The organism is Asticcacaulis sp. YBE204, from assembly GCF_000495855.1.
Lineage (GTDB): Bacteria > Pseudomonadota > Alphaproteobacteria > Caulobacterales > Caulobacteraceae > Asticcacaulis.
The window spans coordinates 378,353-398,355 of the sequence record NZ_AWGF01000002.1 but is presented as its reverse complement, the minus strand read 5'-3'; the positions used below and the strand labels follow the sequence as shown (position 1 = coordinate 398,355).

The 20,003-nt window shown below is 61.0% G+C and carries 21 protein-coding genes; 15 read left to right on the top strand and 6 right to left on the bottom strand.

Going from position 1 to position 20,003, the window contains the following annotated elements; all coding sequences use genetic code 11:
• Window positions 1–5 precede the first annotated feature (5 nt).
• Window positions 6–428 carry a MarR family winged helix-turn-helix transcriptional regulator gene (locus tag AEYBE204_RS25965; RefSeq protein WP_023461349.1) on the top strand — a complete coding sequence of 141 codons (423 nt, stop codon included), beginning with the start codon at window positions 6–8 and terminating at the stop codon, window positions 426–428.
• 41 nt (window positions 429–469) lie between these two features.
• Complete coding sequence (locus AEYBE204_RS25960; RefSeq protein WP_023461348.1) at window positions 470–1,438, top strand: glycerophosphodiester phosphodiesterase family protein; 969 nt, start codon at window positions 470–472, stop codon at window positions 1,436–1,438.
• Here AEYBE204_RS25960 and panC read toward each other — a convergent pair.
• Window positions 1,435–2,301 (bottom strand): pantoate--beta-alanine ligase, encoded by an 867-nt coding sequence (panC, locus tag AEYBE204_RS25955; RefSeq protein ID WP_023461347.1) that lies wholly within the window; start codon window positions 2,299–2,301, stop codon window positions 1,435–1,437. The two genes, AEYBE204_RS25960 and panC, sit on opposite strands and share 4 nt — an antisense overlap.
• Window positions 2,302–2,357: 56 nt before the next feature.
• On the opposite strand from panC, the gene AEYBE204_RS39375 reads away from it, so the two are divergent.
• On the top strand, window positions 2,358–3,071 hold the full coding sequence (locus tag AEYBE204_RS39375) for an SPOR domain-containing protein (protein WP_052019284.1): 714 nt from the start codon (window positions 2,358–2,360) through the stop codon (window positions 3,069–3,071).
• Between the two features lie 98 nt (window positions 3,072–3,169).
• Here AEYBE204_RS39375 and AEYBE204_RS25945 read toward each other — a convergent pair whose 3' ends face one another.
• The 3 genes from AEYBE204_RS25945 to AEYBE204_RS25935 form a co-directional block, all read right to left on the bottom strand.
• Window positions 3,170–3,808: a 2-dehydro-3-deoxy-6-phosphogalactonate aldolase gene (locus AEYBE204_RS25945; protein WP_023461345.1), complete on the bottom strand. Its 639-nt coding sequence runs from the start codon at window positions 3,806–3,808 to the stop codon at window positions 3,170–3,172.
• Window positions 3,809–3,940: 132 nt separating this feature from the next.
• On the bottom strand, window positions 3,941–4,852 hold the full coding sequence (locus AEYBE204_RS25940; protein WP_023461344.1) for a 2-dehydro-3-deoxygalactonokinase: 912 nt from the start codon (window positions 4,850–4,852) through the stop codon (window positions 3,941–3,943).
• Between the two features lie 150 nt (window positions 4,853–5,002).
• Complete coding sequence (locus AEYBE204_RS25935) at window positions 5,003–5,878, bottom strand: SMP-30/gluconolactonase/LRE family protein (protein WP_023461343.1); 876 nt, start codon at window positions 5,876–5,878, stop codon at window positions 5,003–5,005.
• A gap of 247 nt (window positions 5,879–6,125) precedes the next feature.
• Between AEYBE204_RS25935 and AEYBE204_RS25930 the strand changes: the two genes are divergently transcribed.
• The 5 genes from AEYBE204_RS25930 (at window position 6,126) to AEYBE204_RS39855 (ending at window position 11,868) form a co-directional block, all read left to right on the top strand.
• Window positions 6,126–7,343: an acetyl-CoA C-acetyltransferase gene (locus AEYBE204_RS25930; RefSeq protein ID WP_023461342.1), complete on the top strand. Its 1,218-nt coding sequence runs from the start codon at window positions 6,126–6,128 to the stop codon at window positions 7,341–7,343.
• A 14-nt stretch (window positions 7,344–7,357) separates the two neighbouring features.
• Window positions 7,358–9,577 carry a 3-hydroxyacyl-CoA dehydrogenase NAD-binding domain-containing protein gene (locus AEYBE204_RS25925; RefSeq protein ID WP_023461341.1) on the top strand — a complete coding sequence of 740 codons (2,220 nt, stop codon included), beginning with the start codon at window positions 7,358–7,360 and terminating at the stop codon, window positions 9,575–9,577.
• Window positions 9,578–9,722: 145 nt separating this feature from the next.
• On the top strand, window positions 9,723–10,436 hold the full coding sequence (locus AEYBE204_RS39370; protein WP_023461340.1) for a site-2 protease family protein: 714 nt from the start codon (window positions 9,723–9,725) through the stop codon (window positions 10,434–10,436).
• Between the two features lie 61 nt (window positions 10,437–10,497).
• On the top strand, window positions 10,498–10,893 hold the full coding sequence (locus tag AEYBE204_RS25915) for a hypothetical protein (protein WP_023461339.1): 396 nt from the start codon (window positions 10,498–10,500) through the stop codon (window positions 10,891–10,893).
• 169 nt (window positions 10,894–11,062) lie between these two features.
• Window positions 11,063–11,868, top strand: a protein-coding gene (locus AEYBE204_RS39855) for an IS5 family transposase (protein WP_155908266.1) whose coding sequence is annotated in 2 segments (ribosomal slippage) — window positions 11,063–11,444 and window positions 11,444–11,868 — 807 coding nt in all. Because the reading frame shifts where the segments join, the coding sequence is not laid out codon by codon here.
• Window position 11,869: 1 nt separating this feature from the next.
• On the opposite strand, the gene AEYBE204_RS25905 is transcribed toward AEYBE204_RS39855, so the two are convergent.
• Window positions 11,870–12,808: a DMT family transporter gene (locus AEYBE204_RS25905; protein ID WP_023461337.1), complete on the bottom strand. Its 939-nt coding sequence runs from the start codon at window positions 12,806–12,808 to the stop codon at window positions 11,870–11,872.
• Window positions 12,809–12,958: 150 nt separating this feature from the next.
• On the opposite strand from AEYBE204_RS25905, the gene AEYBE204_RS25900 reads away from it, so the two are divergent.
• The gene (locus tag AEYBE204_RS25900) at window positions 12,959–13,576 is read left to right on the top strand and encodes an alpha/beta hydrolase (protein ID WP_200862161.1); all 618 of its coding nucleotides are present in this window, start codon (window positions 12,959–12,961) and stop codon (window positions 13,574–13,576) included.
• A gap of 81 nt (window positions 13,577–13,657) precedes the next feature.
• A complete protein-coding gene (locus AEYBE204_RS25895; RefSeq protein ID WP_023461335.1) occupies window positions 13,658–14,050 on the top strand; it encodes a hypothetical protein in 393 nt (130 codons plus the stop codon).
• A 52-nt stretch (window positions 14,051–14,102) separates the two neighbouring features.
• Here the strand turns inward: AEYBE204_RS25895 and AEYBE204_RS25890 are convergent, their stop codons facing one another.
• On the bottom strand, window positions 14,103–14,384 hold the full coding sequence (locus tag AEYBE204_RS25890; RefSeq protein ID WP_023461334.1) for a BolA family transcriptional regulator: 282 nt from the start codon (window positions 14,382–14,384) through the stop codon (window positions 14,103–14,105).
• Window positions 14,385–14,470: 86 nt separating this feature from the next.
• On the opposite strand from AEYBE204_RS25890, the gene AEYBE204_RS25885 reads away from it, so the two are divergent.
• From AEYBE204_RS25885 to AEYBE204_RS25870, 5 genes are all read left to right on the top strand, one after another.
• The gene (locus AEYBE204_RS25885; protein WP_023461333.1) at window positions 14,471–15,136 is read left to right on the top strand and encodes a J domain-containing protein; all 666 of its coding nucleotides are present in this window, start codon (window positions 14,471–14,473) and stop codon (window positions 15,134–15,136) included.
• 127 nt (window positions 15,137–15,263) lie between these two features.
• Window positions 15,264–15,713, top strand: coding sequence for a GFA family protein (locus AEYBE204_RS0119975; protein ID WP_031229970.1), 450 nt, complete (start codon window positions 15,264–15,266; stop codon window positions 15,711–15,713).
• Window positions 15,714–15,815: 102 nt separating this feature from the next.
• Window positions 15,816–16,823: a cobaltochelatase subunit CobS gene (gene cobS / locus AEYBE204_RS25880; protein WP_023461331.1), complete on the top strand. Its 1,008-nt coding sequence runs from the start codon at window positions 15,816–15,818 to the stop codon at window positions 16,821–16,823.
• A gap of 145 nt (window positions 16,824–16,968) precedes the next feature.
• Window positions 16,969–18,837, top strand: a complete 1,869-nt coding sequence (gene cobT / locus AEYBE204_RS25875) for a cobaltochelatase subunit CobT (RefSeq protein WP_023461330.1) — start codon at window positions 16,969–16,971, stop codon at window positions 18,835–18,837.
• Between the two features lie 132 nt (window positions 18,838–18,969).
• Complete coding sequence (locus tag AEYBE204_RS25870; protein ID WP_023461329.1) at window positions 18,970–19,920, top strand: esterase-like activity of phytase family protein; 951 nt, start codon at window positions 18,970–18,972, stop codon at window positions 19,918–19,920.
• The last annotated feature ends 83 nt before the right edge of the window (window positions 19,921–20,003 follow it).

The window sequence follows — 20,003 nt, the reverse complement described above, 5'->3', positions numbered from 1 at the left end:
CGGATATGACGACCGATACGAGCGAACTGGCGGCGCGCTTTCAGAATCTGGCGACGCGGTTGTTGCGGCAGGCACGCGTGCTGGACGGGGCAGGCACGATCACCAGCGCCCAGTACGCGGCCCTGAGCACACTCTATAGCCACCCGGATATCGCCCTGACCGAACTGGCCGCGCTGGAAAAGGTCGCGCATCCAACCATGAGCCGGATGGTCAATGGGCTCATCAAGGCCGAACTGGTCGCCCGCGCGGCGCACCCGACCGACAAGCGCACCGTGTCGCTCAGCCTGACCGAGGCGGGGCGGGCGGCCTATGAGACCGTCTATGCCCGACGACTGGCCATGATGGGTGCCATGCTGTCGCGGTTGAAACCGGAGACCATCGCCGATCTGGTCGCCAATCTCGAAGGCCTGCTTGACGCGGAATCGTAAACGCGCATATATGTAGCTATGCTACGCATATGGAGATGGCGATGAAAAAGCGGTATATAGCGGGCGCGGGTATTGCCGCCGGACTCTATCTGATCAATGCCTCGTGGGCCGCGACGCCGCCGGAGACGAAGCCACAACTATTGTCGCACCGCGGGCTCTATCAGCACTATAGCCGCGAAGGCCTGACGCGCGACACCTGCACGGCGGACCGCATGTTGCCGCCGACGCATGGGTTTCTGGAGAACACCCTGCCATCGATGCAGGCGGCCTTCGACCTTGGGGCCGACGGAGTCGAGATCGACGTCCACCCGACGACCGACGGCGATTTCGTCGTCTTCCACGACTGGACGCTCGAGTGCCGCACAGATGGGAAAGGGATCACGCGTAAACACAGCCTGGCCGAACTGAAGGCGCTCGATATCGGCTACGGCTATACCGCCGACGGGGGCAAGACCTATCCGTTCCGCGGTAAATTCAAGGGCCAGATGCCGTCGCTGTCGGAGGTCCTGACGGCTTTTCCGGACAAGCACATCCTGATCAATATCAAGAGCAATGACTCACGCGAAGCCGATCAACTGGATGCGTGGCTCAAGGCGCATCCCGAAGCCCGTCCCGAACGGCTGAGTGTCTTTGCCGGGGAGCGGCCGACGGAACGGCTGGTTACGCTGCGCCCGGAACTGCGTCCGACGGGCAAGGCGAAGCTGAAAGCCTGCGCGGTGCGCTACATGGCGCTGGGCTGGAGCGGCTATATGCCGGACGCCTGCCGCAACACGACGCTGTATCTGCCCACCAACTATGCGTGGCTGGCCTGGGGCTATCCGAACCGCTTGCAGAAGCGCTTTGCCGACGCCGGGAGCTATATCTGGCTGATAGGCGACGCGAACAAACGCAAGGGCGGTATGCCGTCGCTCAACACGCCGGACGAGCTGGCCAAGGTGCCCAAGTCGTGGCGCATGGGCATCGTCACCGACACGATCGAGGTCATCGGGCCGTTAGCGAAGCCGGACTAAACCGCGATATTGTCGATCAGGCGCGTCTTGCCGAGCCATGCGGCGGCGAGCAGGCGTAAGGCGCGCGTGTCGGGGCCGGGTTCGCTGAGCGTATCGGCATCGCGCAGAGTGACGTAATCGACCGGGCCGAAACCGGCGGTGAGCAGATTGTCGGTCGCAGTTTGCAGAGCCACGTCGCGGTCGCCGCCATTACGCACCGTTTCGGCCACAGCGTTCAGTTCGACGATCAGGCGCGCCGCCGTCTGGCGCTCTTCGGCGCTGAGATAGGCATTGCGCGAGGAAAGCGCGAGGCCGTCGGCTTCGCGCACGGTCGGCAGGCCCACGACTTTTACCGGCAGATCGAGGTCGCGGACGAAGGTCTTGACCACTTGTAACTGCTGATAATCCTTTTCGCCGAAGACGGCGACGTCGGGCTGGACCTGATTGAACAGTTTCATGACCACGGTCGCCACGCCGTCGAAGAACTGCGGGCGGAACTCGCCTTCGAGCGGGCGGGCGGGGCCTTCGACATGAACCAAGGATGCGAACACGCTGGGGTACATCAGGTCGGCTTCGGGCAGATAGACGAGGTCACAGCCGACGGTCGCCAGAAGCGCAGCATCGGCGTCTTCCTGACGCGGATACCGGCCGAAATCCTCGTGCGGGGCGAACTGTTTCGGGTTAACGAAGATCGACACCACCACCACATCGCACAGGCTTTTGGCGTGCTGCACGAGCGCCAGATGCCCGGCGTGCAGTGCGCCCATGGTCGGTACGAAGCCGACACTCAACCCCTTGGCGCGAAAGGCGCGGACCGCGGCACGCAGGGCGGTCAGGTCACGGACGCGCGTCACGGTGTCGGATATCGGATCGGCATTCAGCATGCGTGTTAACCAGTTTTGCTAACGGCGATTTAAACGCCGTGTGTCAGGGTGCCTATATGCGCTCCCCGTCTCCGTTTTCAAGTCTGCTGACCCTGACGATCTGCCTTGCGGCAGTGGGCCTGAGCGGCTGTGAATTGCCCAAGGGAGACGGCAAGGACTTTCAGCGAATGGCCGCGCGTTTAGCCGAAATCGATGTCGATGGGAAGGGCGAGACCTCGTCGTCCGCGTCATCGTCCTCTGAAGTGTCGCGCGAGGCGCAGATCGAACTGGCCTTTGAAACCGCGAAAGAACTGACGACGGGCAAGGATGGTCTGATGGCCCACGCGCCGGAAATGAAGATCCGCATCGTCAACCCGCTCGATATGGACCGTCCCGATGCGGAGACCATTCTGGATACGGGACTACCCAACGCGACCGAGATCGCCGATGCCGAACCGAAGTCTTTGCCGACCGAAAAGAAAATCGTAAAGGTCGAGGCGCCGGTCGTGAAAACCGCGGCCGTGGCTTTGCCGAAAAACGGCGAACCGGCCTTCAAGACGATCCAGATCGGCTCGTTCAGCAGCCGCGACGGGGCGAAGGCCGCGTGGACGGCGCTTCAAGCGCGCAATCCGGGGCTTGAGCGTTTCAAACCGGTGCTGCAAGCGGTCACCACATCCGAAGGCAAGGCGATGGTGCGCCTGCGCGTCGGCCCGGTCACCTCTCAGGCTCAGGCCGAACGGCTGTGCGATCAGCTCGGCATTACCGACAGCTGGTGCATCAAGGCGGGGTAAGCGATATGCCGAAACGAAGTTCGGCGTAGCCAAAAGTGTGAAGCGGTTTTGACTACGTCGAACTTCGTTTCGGCTACAATATCGCGACAAACAAATATCTAACCGCGTAATGCCTTCCAGCCCTCCACAAAGGCCGTGGCCTTGGCGTGGACGATGTCGGGCGTGTCGCCGGGCTTGTAGACACTGGAGCCGATGCCGAAACCGGCGGCACCCGCATCGAGGAACTCCTTCATATTGCCGGGCTCGACGCCGCCGACCGGGAAGACCGGCATCGTGCGCGGCAGGACGGCTTTCAGCGCCTTGAGGCCCTTGGTGCCGGCCAGTTCGGCAGGGAACAGTTTCAACGCGTCGGCCCCGGCGTCGATGGCCTGAAAGGCTTCGGTCGCCGTGAAGAAGGCCGGGAAGGAGATCAGGCCCAGCGCCTTGGCGAAGCGGATGACCTCGACATTGGTGTTGGGCGAGATGCAGATCTGCCCGCCGACGTCTTTCAGTCTCTGCACGTCATCGAGTTTCAGCACCGTACCGGCACCGACGATGGCCTTCGAGCCCAGATGCGTGGCCAGTTTGGCGATCGAGTCGAACGGTTGCGGCGAATTGAGCGGCACCTCGACGATTTTGAAACCGGCATCGATCAGGGCGTCGCCGACCGGCAGGGCTTCTTCGGGCGTCAGGCCGCGCAGGATAGCGACGAGCGGCAGGGTCTTGAGGATGTCCTGCCATTGTTCGATGAGAGTCATGTCGTAGTTCCTTTAAAACCAAACACTCGAATGGGCTCTGCCCTACCGAAGTGCGTGACGTATAGTTAAGCCTCATGCCAAAAGTGGCCCCACTTTTGGAAGCACATGAGGGGCCGAGCAAAAAACATCGACTCAGGTCGAAGACCGGAGGCGATGGATGGCCCACAGGCCGGCTTCGGAGGCGGCGTTTCCGTCGAAGCGCGTCACGTCCTTGAAACCGGCGAAGGCGAGGGCTTTTTCGTAGAGATCGACCAGCGCGCCGTCGCCGACGAGGCGCACGGGCGACGGGCCGTGGCGCTCCAGCTCGGCGATGATTTCCGAGCCGATCAGGATGCCCGACAGATAGGCCGACAGGTGCGCAGGCGCGATATTGTTGAACAGGGCTTCGGTGCGGACGGAGAAGATGACCGACAGGAAGGCGCGGTTATACATGCCGCGCTCGACGCCTTTCAGGAAGGCCTCTTCGTTGTCGGTGGTGTTTTCCATCAGCACGCCGAGGATCGAATGCGCCTTGAGGACCTGGAACATTTCACCGGTCATGTGCGTCGAAAAGGACTGCACCTGACCATCACGGATCAGCGCCCATTTCGAGTGCGTGCCGGGCAGGACCATGAAACCGTCGGTCGGGTCGCTTTTCAGCAGGCCGAAAATCTGGGTTTCTTCGCCGCGCATAACGTTGAGCAGGCCCGTGCCGGGGCTTTCGGCGAACAGGCCGGGGACGATGGACACGTCGAGCTTTTCCGACGGGGCGCGGACGATGCCATCAACGAGCGTTTGCAGATCGGCGGGGCAGGCGGCATAGGGCGCTTCCACCCAGCCCTGACGCGAACCAACCATGCCCGACAGCAGAAAGGGCAGGTGTTCCAGACCGGCGAAGTCGTCTTTCAGGACGCTGAGGAGCGCCTGCTCGAAGGTCAGGACGCCGAGGTTCTTCAGGCCGATATTGGCGGCGTGGCGCGCGATGACCTTGCCCGCTTCGTCATAGAGGAACAGGCGAAAATTGGTGGTGCCCCAGTCGGCGGCGATCAGCGAAGGTGTGGTCATGGTCGGGCGTTCCTTAACCCCCTCTCCCTGCTTGCGGGGAGAGGGTAGGGGTGAGGGGCAACAGTCAGAGGGAAAGCCCCTCATCCGGCCCAAAGACTTTCGTCTTTGCGCCACCTTCTCCCCGCAAACGGGGAGAAGGCATGGGAGTTCCTACCCCCCAAACTTCTGCGGTTCAAGGCCGGTATGGCCGCGCAGGAGTTCACTTGGGATTTCAAACAAAGTCCCCGCTTCACGATCGCCGGGCTGATCCACGGCCGCCGAGGTCACAAAGACACGGTCGAGCTTGTCGCCCGCGAAACAGACATTGGTGATCTGCTGGGCAGGAAGATCGATGGAGAAGTTGAGCGAAGCGTCGGGATTGAAGCGGCTGACCTTGCCGCCGCCCCAGTGGGCGATCCAGATACCGCCCTGCGCGTCGGTGGTCATACCGTCGGGCGAGCCCCAGTCGTCCGGGAAATGGACGAACAGGCGCTTGTTGACCGCTTCGCCATCCTCGATATCGAAGACGAAGACATCGTTTTCACCCGAGTCCGTGTGATAGATTTTCGAGTGATCCGGCGCGAAGGTCGGGCCGTTGGCGACCTGATAGGGACCATCGATTTCACGGTGCGTCAGGTCGGTATCGAGGCGGTACAGCGCGCCGGACTTCTGCGTCTGAGGCTTGTGCATCGACCCCGCCCAGATGCGGCCCTGATCGTCGGCCTTGGCGTCGTTGAGGCGATTGCCGGGCTCGTGCGGGAAGGGGTTGGCGATGTGTTTCAGGATGAACGGGTCGAGGCGCAGTTCGTAGAAGCCGCTCATCAGGCCCGCAATGAAACCGCCTTGCTGGCGCTCGATGACCCAGCCGATATGTTCGGGGAAATACCAGGTCTTCGTGCTGAGATCGGCCATATAAAGCGCGTGCAGCTTGTTGCCGAGGATATCGACCCAATAAACGCAGGCATCGCGGCGCGACCACAGAAGGCCTTCGCCCAGAGCCGCGCCAGGCGGTGTGCGGCGGAGGATGGAATCAAGCGGACTGGACATGGAAGCGTTCCCCGTTTTGTTATTCTGTCTTTTTGTCCGACTATAGGAAAGCCCGCAAGGGGTCAAGTTTGTATGATAATTGCGCCTGTGACGCGTCGACGCAGCATCAATGGTATTGAATGGAAATAATTCTCATTTATTTCAATGAATTATCAGAAAGTATCGGGAATGTTACCTTACGTCTATCTTGACGTTCGCGTAAAGCGGGCGCAAGTAAGCAGCAACCAAAATTTGCAGGAGGATGTCCATGCCAGATCTGGCGCCGGGAGCTTACATTTATGACGCGGTGCGCACGCCGCGCGGCAAGGGCAAGAAGGACGGCAAGCTGCACGAAGTGACCGCGCTGGAGCTGTCGCGGCAGGTGCTGAAAGGTTTGAAAGACCGCAACAATCTCGATACGGCGCTGGTCGACGACGTGGTGTTCGGATGCGTGACGCCGGTCGGCGAACAGGGTGGCGATATCGCCCGCGCGGCGGTGCTGGCGGCGGGTTATAACCAGACGACCGGCGGTGTGCAGATCAACCGCTTTTGCGCGTCCGGTCTCGAGGCCATCAATATGGCGGCGGCCAAGGTCATTTCCGGCGAGGCCGAGATGGCCATCGGGGGCGGCGTCGAATCGATGAGCCGCATCCCGATGGGCTCGGACGGCGGGGCCTGGGCCATCGACGTCAATGCGGCCTTTCCGTCCTATTTCGTCCCGCAGGGCGTCTCGGCGGACACCATCGCCACCAAGTGGGGCTTTTCGCGCGACGACGTCGATGCCTATGCGGTGGAATCGCACAAGCGTTCGGCGCAAAGCTGGGCCGAAAAGCGCTTTGCGAAATCAGTTCTGGCCGTGAAGGACCAGATGGGCGTGACGCTTCTGGATCGCGACGAAACCATCCGCCCGAATACCGACATGCAGACCCTGGGCGGGCTCAATCCGTCGTTCGCCATGATGGGCGAAATGGCTTTCGACGCGGTGATCAATCAACGCTATCCGGAGCTGGAGCGTATCAACCACGTCCATACCCCCGGCAATTCCTCGGCCATCGTCGACGGTTCGGCGGCGGTGTTGATCGGTTCGGCGGAGTCGGCAGTCAAGACCGGCCTGAAACCGCGCGCGCGCATCAAGGGCATGGCCTCGATCGGCTCGGAACCCTCGATCATGCTGACCGGCCCGTCTTACGTCACCGAAAAGCTGTTGAAGCGCCTCGGCATGGCGGTGTCGGATATCGACCTCTATGAACTGAACGAAGCCTTCGCCTCGGTGGTCCTGCGCTACATGCAGACCCTCGATATCCCGCACGACAAGATCAATGTCTGCGGCGGCGCGATCGCCATGGGTCACCCGCTGGGCGCGACGGGGGCGATGATCCTCGGCACGGTGCTCGATGAGCTGGAGCGCACCGGCAAACAGACGGCGCTGGTGACGCTTTGCGTCGGTGGCGGCATGGCCACGGCCACGGTTATCGAGCGCGTATAAGGGGAGAGAATATAATGGAAAACTTCAAAACCGAACTCGATGCCGACGGCATCCTGCTGGCCACCTTCGATGTGCCGGGCAAGTCGATGAACACCTTCACGAAATCCGCCTTGGCTGACCTCTCGGCCATTGCCGAACGCGCCAAGACCGACGCCGAGGTCAAGGGCGTGGTCATCACGTCGGGCAAGACGACGGGCTTCTGCGCCGGGGCCGACCTCGAAGAAATGCTGGGCGGCGCGTGGGAAGCGAAGTCCGACCCCAACGATCCGGAAGGTGCGCTGAAGGCCGGGTTTACGGCAGCCTTCGAGATGAACCGTGTCTATCGTCAGTTGGAGACCTGCGGCAAGCCGGTGGCGGTCGCCATCAACGGTCTGGCGCTCGGCGGCGGTCTGGAACTGTCGCTCGCGTGCCATTACCGCGTACTGAACGACGGTCCGAAAACGCAGGTCGGCCTGCCGGAAATCAAGATCGGCCTGTTCCCCGGCGGTGGCGGCTCGCAGCGCCTGCCGCGTCTGATCGGCGCACAAGCCGCCCTGATGGCCATGTCGGAAGGCAAGAGCTTCAAGCCGAAGGAGGCCCTGCAAGCGGGGATCGTCCACGAAGTCGTGCCGGTAGGTCAGGAAGTCGAGGCCGCCAAAAACTGGATCAAGACGAAAGGCGACGCCGTCGCCCTGTGGGACAAGAAAGACTATAAGATCCCCGGCGGCGGCCCCTACCATCCGGCGGGTGCGCAGGTCTTCATCATGGGCAATGCCTTGTTACGTAAGCAATCCTACGGCAACTATCCGGCGGTGGTGAACCTGATGCGTGCGGTCTATGAAGGCCTGCAACTGCCGTTCGACACGGCCATCCGCGTCGAGAGCCGCTACTTCGTCAACACCCTGCAAACCCCGCAGGCCAAGGCGATGATCCGCACCTTCTTCTTCAACATGCAGGCCCTGGGCAAGGGCGGCGGTCGTCCGGCGGGTCAGCCGAAGACCGACCCGCAGCAGGTCGCGGTGCTGGGCGCCGGGATGATGGGCGCGGGCATCGCCTATGTCTCGGCTCTGGCCGGTATCAAGGTCATCCTCATCGACCGCGACGACGCAGCCGCGTCGAAGGGAAAATCTCATTGCGAGTCCCTGCTTAAAAAAGCGGTGTCGCGTGGCAAGATGACTCAGGAGAAAGCGCAATCTGTCCTCGACCTGATCGTGCCGACGCCGGATTATGGTCAGATCACGGGTTCCGACCTCATCATCGAAGCCGTGTTCGAAAACGCCGAACTGAAAGCGACCGTCACCAAGGACGCCGAGGCCAAACTCTATGCGGGCGATAAGGCCGACACGGCGATCTTCGGTTCCAACACCTCGACCATCCCCATTTCGCAACTGGCCAAGGCGTCGGGCAAGCCGGAAAATTTCATCGGCATCCACTTCTTTTCGCCGGTCGACAAGATGCTGCTGGTCGAGATCATTACCACCGACACGACGTCGGACGCGACGCTCGCCAAGGCGATGGACTACGTGCTGAAGATCAAGAAGACGCCGATCGTCGTCAACGACTCGCGCTTCTTCTTCGCCAACCGCTGCTTCATCCCGTTCACCGCCGAAGGCATGACCATGTGGTCCGAAGGTATCGCGCCGTCGATCATCGACAATGTTGGACGCATGACCGGCATGCCACGCGGGCCGCTGGAGATGATGGACGACGTGGCGCTCGACCTGCTGGTCAAGATCACGTCGGAAACCGCGAAAGCCATGGGCGACGCCTATGTGCCGATCCCCGGCGAAAAGGAGGTCGCCGCTATGGTCGCCGACGGCCGTCTGGGGCGCAAGAACGGCAAGGGCTTCTACGATTACCCCGAAGCGGGCGGTAATAAGAGCCTGTGGTCGGGTCTGAGCGACAAGTTCGTCGTGACGACCGACGAGGCCGAGCCTGAACTGGTCGAGGAGATCAAGAAACGTCTGCTCTATATTCAGGCGGTGACGGCGGCGCGTTGTTTCGAGGAAGGCGTCATCACTGATCCGCGCGAAGCCGATGTCGGCTCGATCTTGGGCTGGGGTTTCGCGCCGTGGTCGGGCGGGATCGTCTCGCTGATCGACTCGATCGGCGCGGCGAAGTTCGTCGAGGAACTGGACGCCCTGGCGGCCAAACACGGCGACCGCTTCGCGCCGCCGCAATTGCTGCGCGATATGGCCGCCAAGGGCGAAACCTTCTATGGCCGGTTCGGTAAAAAGGAAGCCAAGGCGGCTTGAAGCGGTTGATTTGAGACGGTAAACCGAAAAGGCGGGCAGGCGACTGTCCGCCTTTTCAATTGGGGGGAAGGTGAAAATACATTTTCGTTTTTGGTGGCTGCTCGGCCTGTGGGTCTTTTTTGCCTGCGGACTAGCGGTCTTACCTTTGCTGTATCTGACAGATCCGGCGTCACCAGCCTTTATAGCCGCCGGCCCGCTGACCTTCGGATTCGTGGTTGTGGGCTGGATCGTCGGGGTTTGTCTGCATGAATATGCACACGCTGTGTCGGCCTTCCGCGAAGGCGACTATATGACCCGGATCAGGGGGTATCTGACGCTCGATCCGCTGCGCTACATATCAAAGCGGATGAGCTTCTTGCTGCCTCTGGTGATTCTGGTCCTCGGCGGCATTCCCTTGCCGGGCGCGGCGGTCAGGATCGATCTCGATGCTCTGAAAGGTTCGCGCTCCCAGACGATTGTCGCCTTGGCCGGCCCGGTGACGACTCTGGCCTTATCGATCGCGCTGTTTACCCTCTATGCCCTGCTGAGTGTCGGCGGCCCCTTCGTGGCTCCCCTTCGTCAGGCCGTGGGTTTGCTGGGCTTTTTCAATCTGATTGCCTTCTTTATCAATATAACGCCTATACCGGGGTTGGACGGTTATATGGCCATAGAGCCTTATCTGACCGGGCGTTGGCATCATCGAATTCGGCGGCTATCGCAAAAACCTCTGGTGTCCACGCTGGTGCTGATCGTCGTGGTGCTGCTTGCCATTGCCGTCTTTGCGCCGTTGACTCATCTGATCATGGTGGGCGCAGGGGTCAATGAGACCGATCTTGACGAGGCCATGACCCAGTTTCGTTTCTGGTCTCAAGGTTTGTAATGAAAGCGACAGGCCATTCGTGCTAACTACTGGTAAGATTATATCCCTTCAGGAGTTTCCCATGCGCCTCATTCTGCTTGCCGCCGCTCTGACCGCCCTCAGTGGTCCCGTTCTGGCGCTCGATACCGCCGCGCTCAAGAACAAGGTCATGCCTCCGGTCAATTCGACGGAGGAATACGCCGTGTGCAGCGCCACGACCCTGTGGCTGGGGCAACTGGCCAAGTCCTCCGCCCAGACCGCCGAAGACACCGAGCGCGCCGAAGGCGTCATCAAGATCGGCGCCCTGTGGTCCTATATGGCCGGCAAGAACAAGGGCATCGAGATGAAGGACTATATGCAAACCTATCTCGTGAAGGACGTCGCCGATTTCGGCGCGCTCGACAGCGACACGCGGACCTTCTACGTCCAGCAGTGTCTGGAACGCACCGAAGGCATGGTTCAGCGCTTCAGCAAATAGTTTTTATTGGTCGCGATATTGGTGCTGAAACGAAGTTCGACGCAGTCAAAACCGCTTCACACTTTTGGCTTCGCCGAACTTCATTTCAGCATATCGCTCTAGGTCATAAACTCATAAATCGGTAGTCATAAGGTGTGTGCTGTGATTCAAGGTTCTGGGAGGAACCTTGATGAGCACGCCCCGCCGTTATGAACTGAGCGACTTTGAATGGTCGATAATTGAGCCCTTATTACCCAACAAGCCGCGAGGCGTTGCTCGCGTTGATGACCGCAAGGTGATCAATGGGATTTATTGGCGACTTCGCACAGGATCGCCGTGGGCGGATATACCCGAGCGGTACGGGCCATCAACGACGTGCTACAACCGGTTCGTACGTTGGCGAAAATTAGGCATCTGGGATCAGATTTTTGCGGCTGTTTCCCAAGCCTATGACGGCGATATTCAGATGGTTGATTCCACCTCCGTTCGTGTGCATCAACATGCGGCGAACGGTAAAAAAGGGGGGCCTGTAAAGCGCCAACCTCCGCTGGGAACCTCTCTGCAAGCCGATGCATGGGGCGCTCACGAGGCGGATTAACCACCAAAATTCATGCTCTGGTCGATGCCAATGGCCTGCCTATCCAGTTGAAACTGACCGAAGGCCAGGCACATGACGGACGTAGTGCCGCTGACATGTTCGAGGCGATGGGCCGGGGACAGATACTTCTCGCAGATCGTGCCTACGACAGTGACGGACTGCGCAACCAACTGGCTGAGAAAGGCGCATGGGCTAATATCAAGCCCATGCCCAATCGAGTAAACGTCCCGGCCTTTAGCGCTTTTCTGTACAAATACAGAAATCTCGTTGAACGCTTCTTCAACAAACTCAAGCACTTCAGGGCCATCGCAACGCGCTTCGAAAAACACGACCAAAACTACATGGCTCTCGTCAAACTCGCCTCAGCCAAAATCTGGATGCGCTTTATGAGTCGGTGACCTAGGCCGCTTTCGCCCGCGTGACCAGCCAGATCCCGGCACAGACCAGCACCAGCGACAGGGCGTTCTTCCATTCGAGCATGTTTTCGCCGAGGAAGAGCGCCGACAGCAGGACGCCGAACACCGGGATCAGGAACTGAAACGCCGCGAACAGGCCGACGGGGTTATATTTGAGCAATATACCCCACAGGGCAAAGGCCGCCGCCGACAGCAGCGCCATATAGAGCAGCAGGCCCAGCGCCGGTAGCCCCATGCCCTCCAGATGCCCGCCGAAGCCGAAACCGGCACCGATCAGGACCGCGCCGCCGATGCCAAGCTGCCAGCCGGTCATGACCACGGCGTCCATGCTTTGCGACAGGCGTTTGCCGTAGATCGACGCCGCCGACAGGATGAAGGCGGCGATGACGACGAAGCCTTCGCCGAGCAGGGAAAACTCCATATCGAGCGCGCCGGGCTTGAAATTGACGACCATCACGCCTGCGAAACCGATCAGGCAGCCCAACGCTTTCAACGGCGTCAGGCGGTCGTTGCGATAGATAAAATGTGCCAGAACGACGCTGAAAAAGGCGCCGGTGGCGTTCATGATCGACGACTTGACGCCGGTGGCGTGGGCGAGCCCGATATAGAAAAACACATATTGAATGCTGGTCTGGACCAGCCCCAGCGCGATCAGCTGGCCGCCTTGGCGGGGCGTGAAATTGAAAATGGGCCGCCCGGTCAGGCGCGCAAATCCCAGCAGCAAAAGTCCGGCCAGAAAAAAGCGCCAGCCTGCGAACAGCAGTTGCGACGGCACCTGATCGCGGGTGATCGACAGCAGATGATACCCTGCCTTGATCGCCGGAAAGGCGCTGCCCCAAAGGAAGCAGCACAAGATCGCCGTCAGGAAAACGGTTTTTCGGTCCTGAAAGAACGATTTGACGTCTAACGTGCTGAAATTCACGGGTTTTGCTCGATAATCAGGGTTTGGCGCAGGCTTTGGGACGGTCTATAGAGCGATATGTCGAAAAGTGTGAGCGGTTTTCGACCACAATATCGCGACAAAACAAATCTAAGGTTTGGGCATCGAACACCACGGATGGGTGAGGATATTGTGAAAAAGCTGGTTATTTTTCTGCATGGCGTGGGATCGGAAGGGGCGGCGCTGATCGGCTTGGCGAAGCATTGGCAAGCCGCACTGCCGGATACGGCATTTGAAGCGCCCGATGGGCCGGAGCCGTTCGATATGTCGCCGCACGTGTCGGGTCATCAATGGTTTTCGGTCAGGGGCGTGACGGCGGATAACCGCGCCGAACGCGTCGCCGCGGCGCGGCCCGCCTTCGATGCCACGATCAGGACCCTGATGACGAAGCACGGCGTCGACGATCCGGCGCAGGTCGCGCTGGTCGGCTTTTCGCAAGGCGCGATCATGGCGCTGGATGCGGTGGCGGCGGGTCGCTGGCCGGTCGCGGCGGCGGTGGCGTTTTCAGGGCGGTTGTCGACGACCGATCCTTTGGCGTCATCGGGCACGCCGGTCTTGCTGATCCACGGACGCGACGATGACGTGATCCCGTTCGGCGAAACGGAGGCGGCCGCGCAGCGGTTGTCAGCGGCAGGTGTCGCCGTTGAGGCGCATAGTCTCGACGGTCTGGGCCATTCGATCAATGCCGTCGGGGTGCGGCTGGGGCGGGATTTTCTCAGTCGGAAATTCGGCGCTCCGTTACAAATATAGTCATGTTACGTGAAGCGCTTGTGCGCCGTCCGGGGATCGGTTAACCTCTGAACATCAAGGGTTTACAAGGGCTTTATCATTATGTTCAGGAAAATCATCACGGGCGTTGTCGCCACCGCCGCGCTGCTGGCCGCCGGTCAGACCTCGGCGCTCGATCTCACCAAGATCCAGTCCAAGACCAAGCCGGTCGAAAACAGCAAGGAAATGTACGAGGTCTGCGCCGGCGTCATGGGCATGGCCTTCATCAATTCCAGCAATCTGGCCGAAAGCCCGGACAAGGCCAAGAAGGTCGAGCTGCTGAAAAGCATCGCGGTCGTATGGATCGCCAAGGCGGCGGAAAAGAACGGCGTCACCTCGGACGCCTATATCACCAAGCCGCTGACCGACGATATCAACTCGATCCAGGCCATGCCGGAAGACGTCCGCATCTTCTATATCGGCTACTGCCTGGAGCAGACTCAGAAGATGACCTGAGCTTCAGGTGTCGATCATGATGAAAACCTCCGGTGTTTAACCGGAGGTTTTTTTATGCTTTTTCGGCCTCGGCGGGGGTGAGGGTGGTCATGCTCAGGGCGTGGATCTGCTCGATCAGCTCTTCGCGCAGGGCGGCATTGACCAGCCGCTGACGGGCCACGCGGCTCAGACCCTCGAAGGCGTGTGACACGACCGTGACGGAAAAATGGCTCTCCCCCCCTTCACGCGCACCCGAATGACCTTTATGCTTGTCGCTGTCGTCCTGTATTTCAAGGCGTACAGGCGATAGAGCCTCGGTGAGTTTGACCGCCATGCGGTCGCTGGTTTTACCCATAATTTAACCTCGAAGGGGCTTTATAGTTCTCTTCCCAAGACCTATATGGGCAGGCTACACAAAATTAAAGGGCTGCGTTCGTAATCATGAGCGAAGGTTACAAGTACAAACCGAAATTTGGTCTGGATATGCGCATCCGCCCGCCGAAGGAAGGCGAAGTGGATGGCAAGCGTCCGGAAGACGATGTCCTGTCGCTCAAGCCGGGCCAGATTCGCTGCGAATGGCCGGAGTGCCATAAGGCTGCGACGGCCAAGGCGCCGAAATCGCGCGAAATGATGAACGAATACTATAACTTCTGCCAGCTTCACGCGGGCGAGTACAATAAGAGCTGGAACTTCTTCGCCGGGATGAGCGAAGGCGAGGCCAAGTCGCACCGCGAAGCGACCATGACCGGCGGACGTCCGACCTGGGCCTTCCGCGCCTCGGCCGCCAGCCGCGAAGCCGCGGCCTTTACGGCGGGTCGCACCAAGGGTGCGGGCATGTACGATCCGCACAGCGTCTTCGGCGCCGGGGCTGCCCCGCAAAAACCGGGCAGTGAACCGGTCCAGCGTCAGTACGGCAAGATCGAACGCGGCGCCTATGCCGACCTCGACCTTGAAGCCGGTGCCGCTCCGGAAGTGGTGCGTGCCGCCTACACGGAGCTGCTCAAGCGTTGCCACCCGGACAATAACGGCGGCGACCGCTCGGCGGAAGAGAAGCTTCAACGGGTGATTAAGGCTTACAAAGTTCTCAAAAAAATGGGCTTGGCCTGATCTCGCTTTTGGCATTCGAGTAGCCCCCTCATCCGGCGCTTCGCGCCACCTTCTCCCCAAAGGGGCGAAGGGATACTGTTAAGTCCCCTCTCCCTGTGGGGAGAGGGTTAGGGTGAGGGGGCCTCTCATGCCAACCACAAGAACCGGTGGATGCCAGTGCGGCGCGGTGCGTTTCCGCGTCGAAGGCGAGCTTGGCCACGCCTCGATCTGCCATTGCCGCATGTGCCAGAAGGCCTATGGCAATGTCTTCGCGCCGCTGGTCAGCGTCCGCGAAGCGATGCTTGTCTGGCCCAAAACCGAGCCGAAACGCTTTCAGAGCTCCAATCTCGTCCGACGCGGGTTCTGCCCGGACTGCGGCACGCCCCTGACTTACGAAGCACCCGACGGTGTGGCGCTGTCGATCGCCGCCTTCGACGATCCGGGCGACATAGCGCCGGTCATTCAGTTCGGCACCGAGGGCAAGCTGCCGTGGGTCGACAATCTGCACACCTTGCCGGAACGCACGACGCTGGACGATATCGACGCCGCGCCGTTCCTCGATAAGCTGATCAGCTATCAGCACCCGGACCGGGATTGATCTAAAAATATGCCGCAAATCCGACATTAGGTGTTGTGTCTTGAGGCCTGAGGTCTTAGCTGAAAATCGACTATATTGTTTGTTTCCGGAAGACCGCCGACCATGTCTCTTATCACGCCTGAAACCCTGAACGATCCTCTGTTGGGCTTTGCGCCGGACAAGATGGTCTCGCTCCGCGACGTCTTCGGCGTCGATTCGGACATGCAGGTCCCGGCGTTCTCGACGCGCGACGAACACGTACCGGAAATCGACGACAGCTATCGTTTCGACCCGCAGACGACCATCGCCATCTGCGCCGGTTTTGCCTATGACCGCCGCGTCATGGTGCAGGGCTTCCACGGCACCGGCAAATCCACGCACATCGAGCAGATCGCCGCGCGCCTCAACTGGCCGCTGGTCCGCGTCAACCTCGACAGCCACGTGTCGCGGATCGACCTGATCGGCAAGGACGCCATCGTCCTCAAGGACGGTCAGCAGGTCACCGAGTTCAAGGAGGGCATCCTGCCGTGGGCGCTGCAACGGCCCGTGGCGCTGGTCTTCGACGAATATGACGCCGGGCGTCCGGATGTGATGTTCGTCATCCAGCGCGTGCTGGAAGCGCAGGGGCGTCTGACGCTTCTGGATCAGAACAAGGTCATCCGCCCGAACAAGTTTTTCCGTCTGTTTTCGACGACCAATACCATCGGTCTGGGGGACACGACCGGGCTTTATCACGGCACGCAGCAGATCAATCAGGGCCAGATGGACCGCTGGTCGATCGTCACGACGCTCAACTATCTCAGCCACGAGGCCGAGGTCGGCATCGTGCTGGCCAAGCTGCCGGAATTCGACACGCCGGAACGTCGCGCCCTGATCGACGCCATGGTGCGCGTCGCCGACCTGACGCGCTCGGCCTTTGCCAATGGCGATATCTCGACGGTCATGTCGCCGCGGACGGTCATCACCTGGGCGCAGAACACGCTGATCTTCGGCAACGACACCGAACTGGCCTTCCGTTTGACCTTCCTCAACAAGTGCGATGAGCTGGAGCGCCCGACCCTGGCGGAGTTCTATCAGCGCAGCTTCGGGGCGGATGTGAAGGAAAGCGCCCTGAAGGTGAAGGTTATATAATCAGGTCCTCCCCTGATATCAGGGGAGGTGGCATTTGAGCGTAAGCGAGAATGACGGTGGGGTTAAAACCGACGGCTTAACCCCCTCCGGCCCTTCGGGCCACCTCCCCCTGAAATCAGGGGGAGTGCTAGGAAGCTAAGGTTCTATGGCCAAACCCGTTACCGTTCTGTCCGATCCCTTCCGCAAGGCGCTGATCCATTCGACGCGCGCTCTGGCGGAAAATCCCGAACTCGAAGTCGTCTTCGGGCCGGACGGGCCGCGCTATGATGGTCAGAAGCTGGTCCTGCCCAATCCGCCGCGCGACCTCAATGCGCGGCAATCGGCCACCGTGCGCGGTCAGGCCGACCGTCTTGCGCTCAAGGTTGCCCACCACGACAATGCCGTCCATTCGCGCGCGCGTCCCATCGAGACGGTCAGCGCCGAAGCCTTCGATATCCTCGAAGAAGTGCGTCTCGAAGCTGTCGGCTCGCGCGCCATGGGCGGGGTGCGCAAGAACTTGCGCGCGGCGCTGGAGGCCGATCTCGACCGCAGCGGCATCGCGCGTAAGGAAGACCGCAACGACCTCAATCTGGGCGACATACTGGGCCTGATCGCGCGCGAAGTGCTGATCGGCGACCCGGTGCCGGAGCCCGTGCAACGTGTCGTCAATCTGCTGCGTACGGAAATCGAGGACAAAACGGGCCAGAGCCTGAGCGAACTGGGCGCGCTGATCCACGACCAGAAGGCCTTTACGCAGAAGGCGCGCGAGGTGTTGCGTGCGCTCGACCTGACCGACGATTCGCAGGACGCTGCCGAGGAAGAAAAGAACGATCAGGGCGAGGACGAGCAGGCCGAGGGCAGCGAGCCGGAACCCGACGCCGAAGACGACTCGGACGACGAGGGCGAATCGCAACCGGAAACCGAGGAGCAGCCGACCGGCGGCGACGACCAGTCCCAGCAGGGCGAGGACGACTACACCCAGATGTCCGGTGATCCTCAGTCTCTGGCCGACGGGTCCGCCGACGAGGTCGTGGACGGCGAGGCCGCCGAGGCCAGCCAGCAACAGATGCCGCCGCAAAAGGGCGAGCGCAAGGACTACGACGTCTATACGCGCGCCTTCGACGAGGTGATCGCCGCCGAGGACCTGTGCGATCCAGAGGAACTGGAGCGCCTGCGCGGGTTCCTCAACCAACAACTGGCCAATCTGTCCAACGTCGTGTCGCGTTTGGCCAACCGCTTGCAGCGTCGTCTGATGGCGCAGCAGTCGCGGTCGTGGAGTTTCGACCTCGAAGAGGGTGTGCTCGATGCCTCGAAGCTGACGCGGGTGATCATCGACCCCTCGGCGCCTTTGTCGTTCAAGCAGGAAAAGGATACCGAGTTCCGCGACACCGTGGTGACGCTGCTGCTCGATAATTCGGGATCGATGCGCGGGCGGCCGATCATGGTCGCGGCGATCTGCGCCGACGTGCTGGCGCGGACGCTGGAGCGCTGCGGCGTCAAGGTCGAGATTCTGGGCTTCACCACCAAGGCGTGGAAGGGTGGGCAGTCGCGCGAACAGTGGGTGCGCGAAGGCAAGCCGGCGGGGCCGGGACGGCTCAACGACCTGCGCCACATCATCTACAAGGCCGCCGACAACCCGTGGCGCCGGGCCAACAAGAACCTCGGCCTGATGATGCGCGAAGGCCTGCTCAAGGAAAATATCGACGGCGAGGCCCTGCAATGGGCCTATGGGCGGCTGTTGGCGCGGACCGAGTCGCGCAAGATCCTGATGGTCATTTCCGACGGCGCGCCGGTCGACGACTCAACCCTGAGCGTCAATACGGGGCATTATCTGGAAAATCACCTGCGCAAGGTGATCGCCGAGATCGAAGGCTCTGGCCGCGTCGAACTGGCCGCTATCGGCATCGGTCACGACGTGACGCGCTGGTATCGCCGGGCCCTGACGCTGATCGATGCCGAGCACCTGGGCGGGGCGCTGATCGAGAAGCTGGCCGAACTGTTTGACGAGAAGACGGCAGGACCGGGACGGCGGTAAGTATATTTCCCCTCGCCCCTTGGGGAGAGGGAGTCAGCGAAGCTGACGGGTGAGGGGGCCTGCCCTACCTCACAAAGCCCCCTCACCCCAACCCTCTCCCCGCAGGGGAGAGGGGGTTATGGAGCCGCTCCTATGCGTCGTTTGTTGGTGCTATTGGCTTTGACGTCCAGTGCTGCTCTCGCCAATCCCGTCCCCTATCAAGGCGGGGCGAGCGTCACCTTCACGCCGCTGCCGAAGGTCGCCGCGCCCGCCATGAAGGCGCGCTATGTCGGCGGCTATGAGGTCAAGGGGCAGGGCACGTCGCGCCTGATGGGCCTGTCAGACCTGATCGTCACACCCGGCAAGGACGGGCTGATGATCGACGCCGTGAGCGACTATGGCGACCACGTGCGGATGATCATGTCCGCCAATGGACGGGCCGGGAGCCTGAGCGTCGACGCCCTGAAAGGCGCGGACGGCAAACCCTTCGGCAACAAGACCCTGTCCGATTCGGAAGACATGGCGCTCGATCCGATGACCGGCGATCATTATGTCTCGTTCGAAGGCGATGCCCGCGTCCTGCTCTACAGCGCCGAAACCGGCGGTCTGAGCGGCAAGGGCGAGCGGCTGCCGTTGAGCGGTTTGCCGTTGCTGCCGGACAATCAGGGGCTTGAGGCGGCGACCTTCGTGCGCGAATTTCCCGGCGAGACCTCGCTGATTCTCGGGGCAGAGGCGGGCGGCTTCTGGCGCTGTCGGCTGGAAGATTATAAGTGCAGCACCCTGATCGGGCCGACGACGCCGGGGTTCGGCTATTCGTTGGTCTCGCTTGCGCCGCTGGACGTGGATAAGCCGGATCAGATTCTGGCGCTGTACCGCTTCTATACGCCATGGAGCGGGGCGAGGACGGTGCTTCGGCTTTTGAAGCTCGACGGCAAGCGCCTGACGCTGGTCGAGACGATCCTTGAGGTCAAGCCGCCCATGGCCAACGACAATTACGAAGGCGTTTCGGCGGTCAAAATCTCTGACGGCTATCGCCTGTATCTGATAAGCGATCCGATCGGCGATAATGATCCTACCCGGTTGCTGGTCTTCGATTACAAATAACAAAAAACCCCGAAGGCGAACCTTCGGGGTTTTTCATGTGTTCGGTTTTCACCGTAGCAATCCTTTGTCGCGCATCTTGGTCC

What these genes read in the sequence shown, in the direction of transcription:
- AEYBE204_RS25965 (WP_023461349.1), top strand. Translation starts at nt 6, where the DNA reads ATGACGACCGATACGAGCGAACTGGCGGCGCGCTTTCAGAATCTGGCG.
- AEYBE204_RS25960 (WP_023461348.1), top strand. Translation starts at nt 470, where the DNA reads ATGAAAAAGCGGTATATAGCGGGCGCGGGTATTGCCGCCGGACTCTAT.
- panC (WP_023461347.1), bottom strand. Translation starts at nt 2,301, where the DNA reads ATGCTGAATGCCGATCCGATATCCGACACCGTGACGCGCGTCCGTGAC.
- AEYBE204_RS39375 (WP_052019284.1), top strand. Translation starts at nt 2,358, where the DNA reads ATGCGCTCCCCGTCTCCGTTTTCAAGTCTGCTGACCCTGACGATCTGC.
- AEYBE204_RS25945 (WP_023461345.1), bottom strand. Translation starts at nt 3,808, where the DNA reads ATGACTCTCATCGAACAATGGCAGGACATCCTCAAGACCCTGCCGCTC.
- AEYBE204_RS25940 (WP_023461344.1), bottom strand. Translation starts at nt 4,852, where the DNA reads ATGACCACACCTTCGCTGATCGCCGCCGACTGGGGCACCACCAATTTT.
- AEYBE204_RS25935 (WP_023461343.1), bottom strand. Translation starts at nt 5,878, where the DNA reads ATGTCCAGTCCGCTTGATTCCATCCTCCGCCGCACACCGCCTGGCGCG.
- AEYBE204_RS25930 (WP_023461342.1), top strand. Translation starts at nt 6,126, where the DNA reads ATGCCAGATCTGGCGCCGGGAGCTTACATTTATGACGCGGTGCGCACG.
- AEYBE204_RS25925 (WP_023461341.1), top strand. Translation starts at nt 7,358, where the DNA reads ATGGAAAACTTCAAAACCGAACTCGATGCCGACGGCATCCTGCTGGCC.
- AEYBE204_RS25915 (WP_023461339.1), top strand. Translation starts at nt 10,498, where the DNA reads ATGCGCCTCATTCTGCTTGCCGCCGCTCTGACCGCCCTCAGTGGTCCC.
- AEYBE204_RS25895 (WP_023461335.1), top strand. Translation starts at nt 13,658, where the DNA reads ATGTTCAGGAAAATCATCACGGGCGTTGTCGCCACCGCCGCGCTGCTG.
- AEYBE204_RS25890 (WP_023461334.1), bottom strand. Translation starts at nt 14,384, where the DNA reads ATGGGTAAAACCAGCGACCGCATGGCGGTCAAACTCACCGAGGCTCTA.
- AEYBE204_RS25885 (WP_023461333.1), top strand. Translation starts at nt 14,471, where the DNA reads ATGAGCGAAGGTTACAAGTACAAACCGAAATTTGGTCTGGATATGCGC.
- AEYBE204_RS0119975 (WP_031229970.1), top strand. Translation starts at nt 15,264, where the DNA reads ATGCCAACCACAAGAACCGGTGGATGCCAGTGCGGCGCGGTGCGTTTC.
- cobS (WP_023461331.1), top strand. Translation starts at nt 15,816, where the DNA reads ATGTCTCTTATCACGCCTGAAACCCTGAACGATCCTCTGTTGGGCTTT.
- cobT (WP_023461330.1), top strand. Translation starts at nt 16,969, where the DNA reads ATGGCCAAACCCGTTACCGTTCTGTCCGATCCCTTCCGCAAGGCGCTG.
- AEYBE204_RS25870 (WP_023461329.1), top strand. Translation starts at nt 18,970, where the DNA reads ATGCGTCGTTTGTTGGTGCTATTGGCTTTGACGTCCAGTGCTGCTCTC.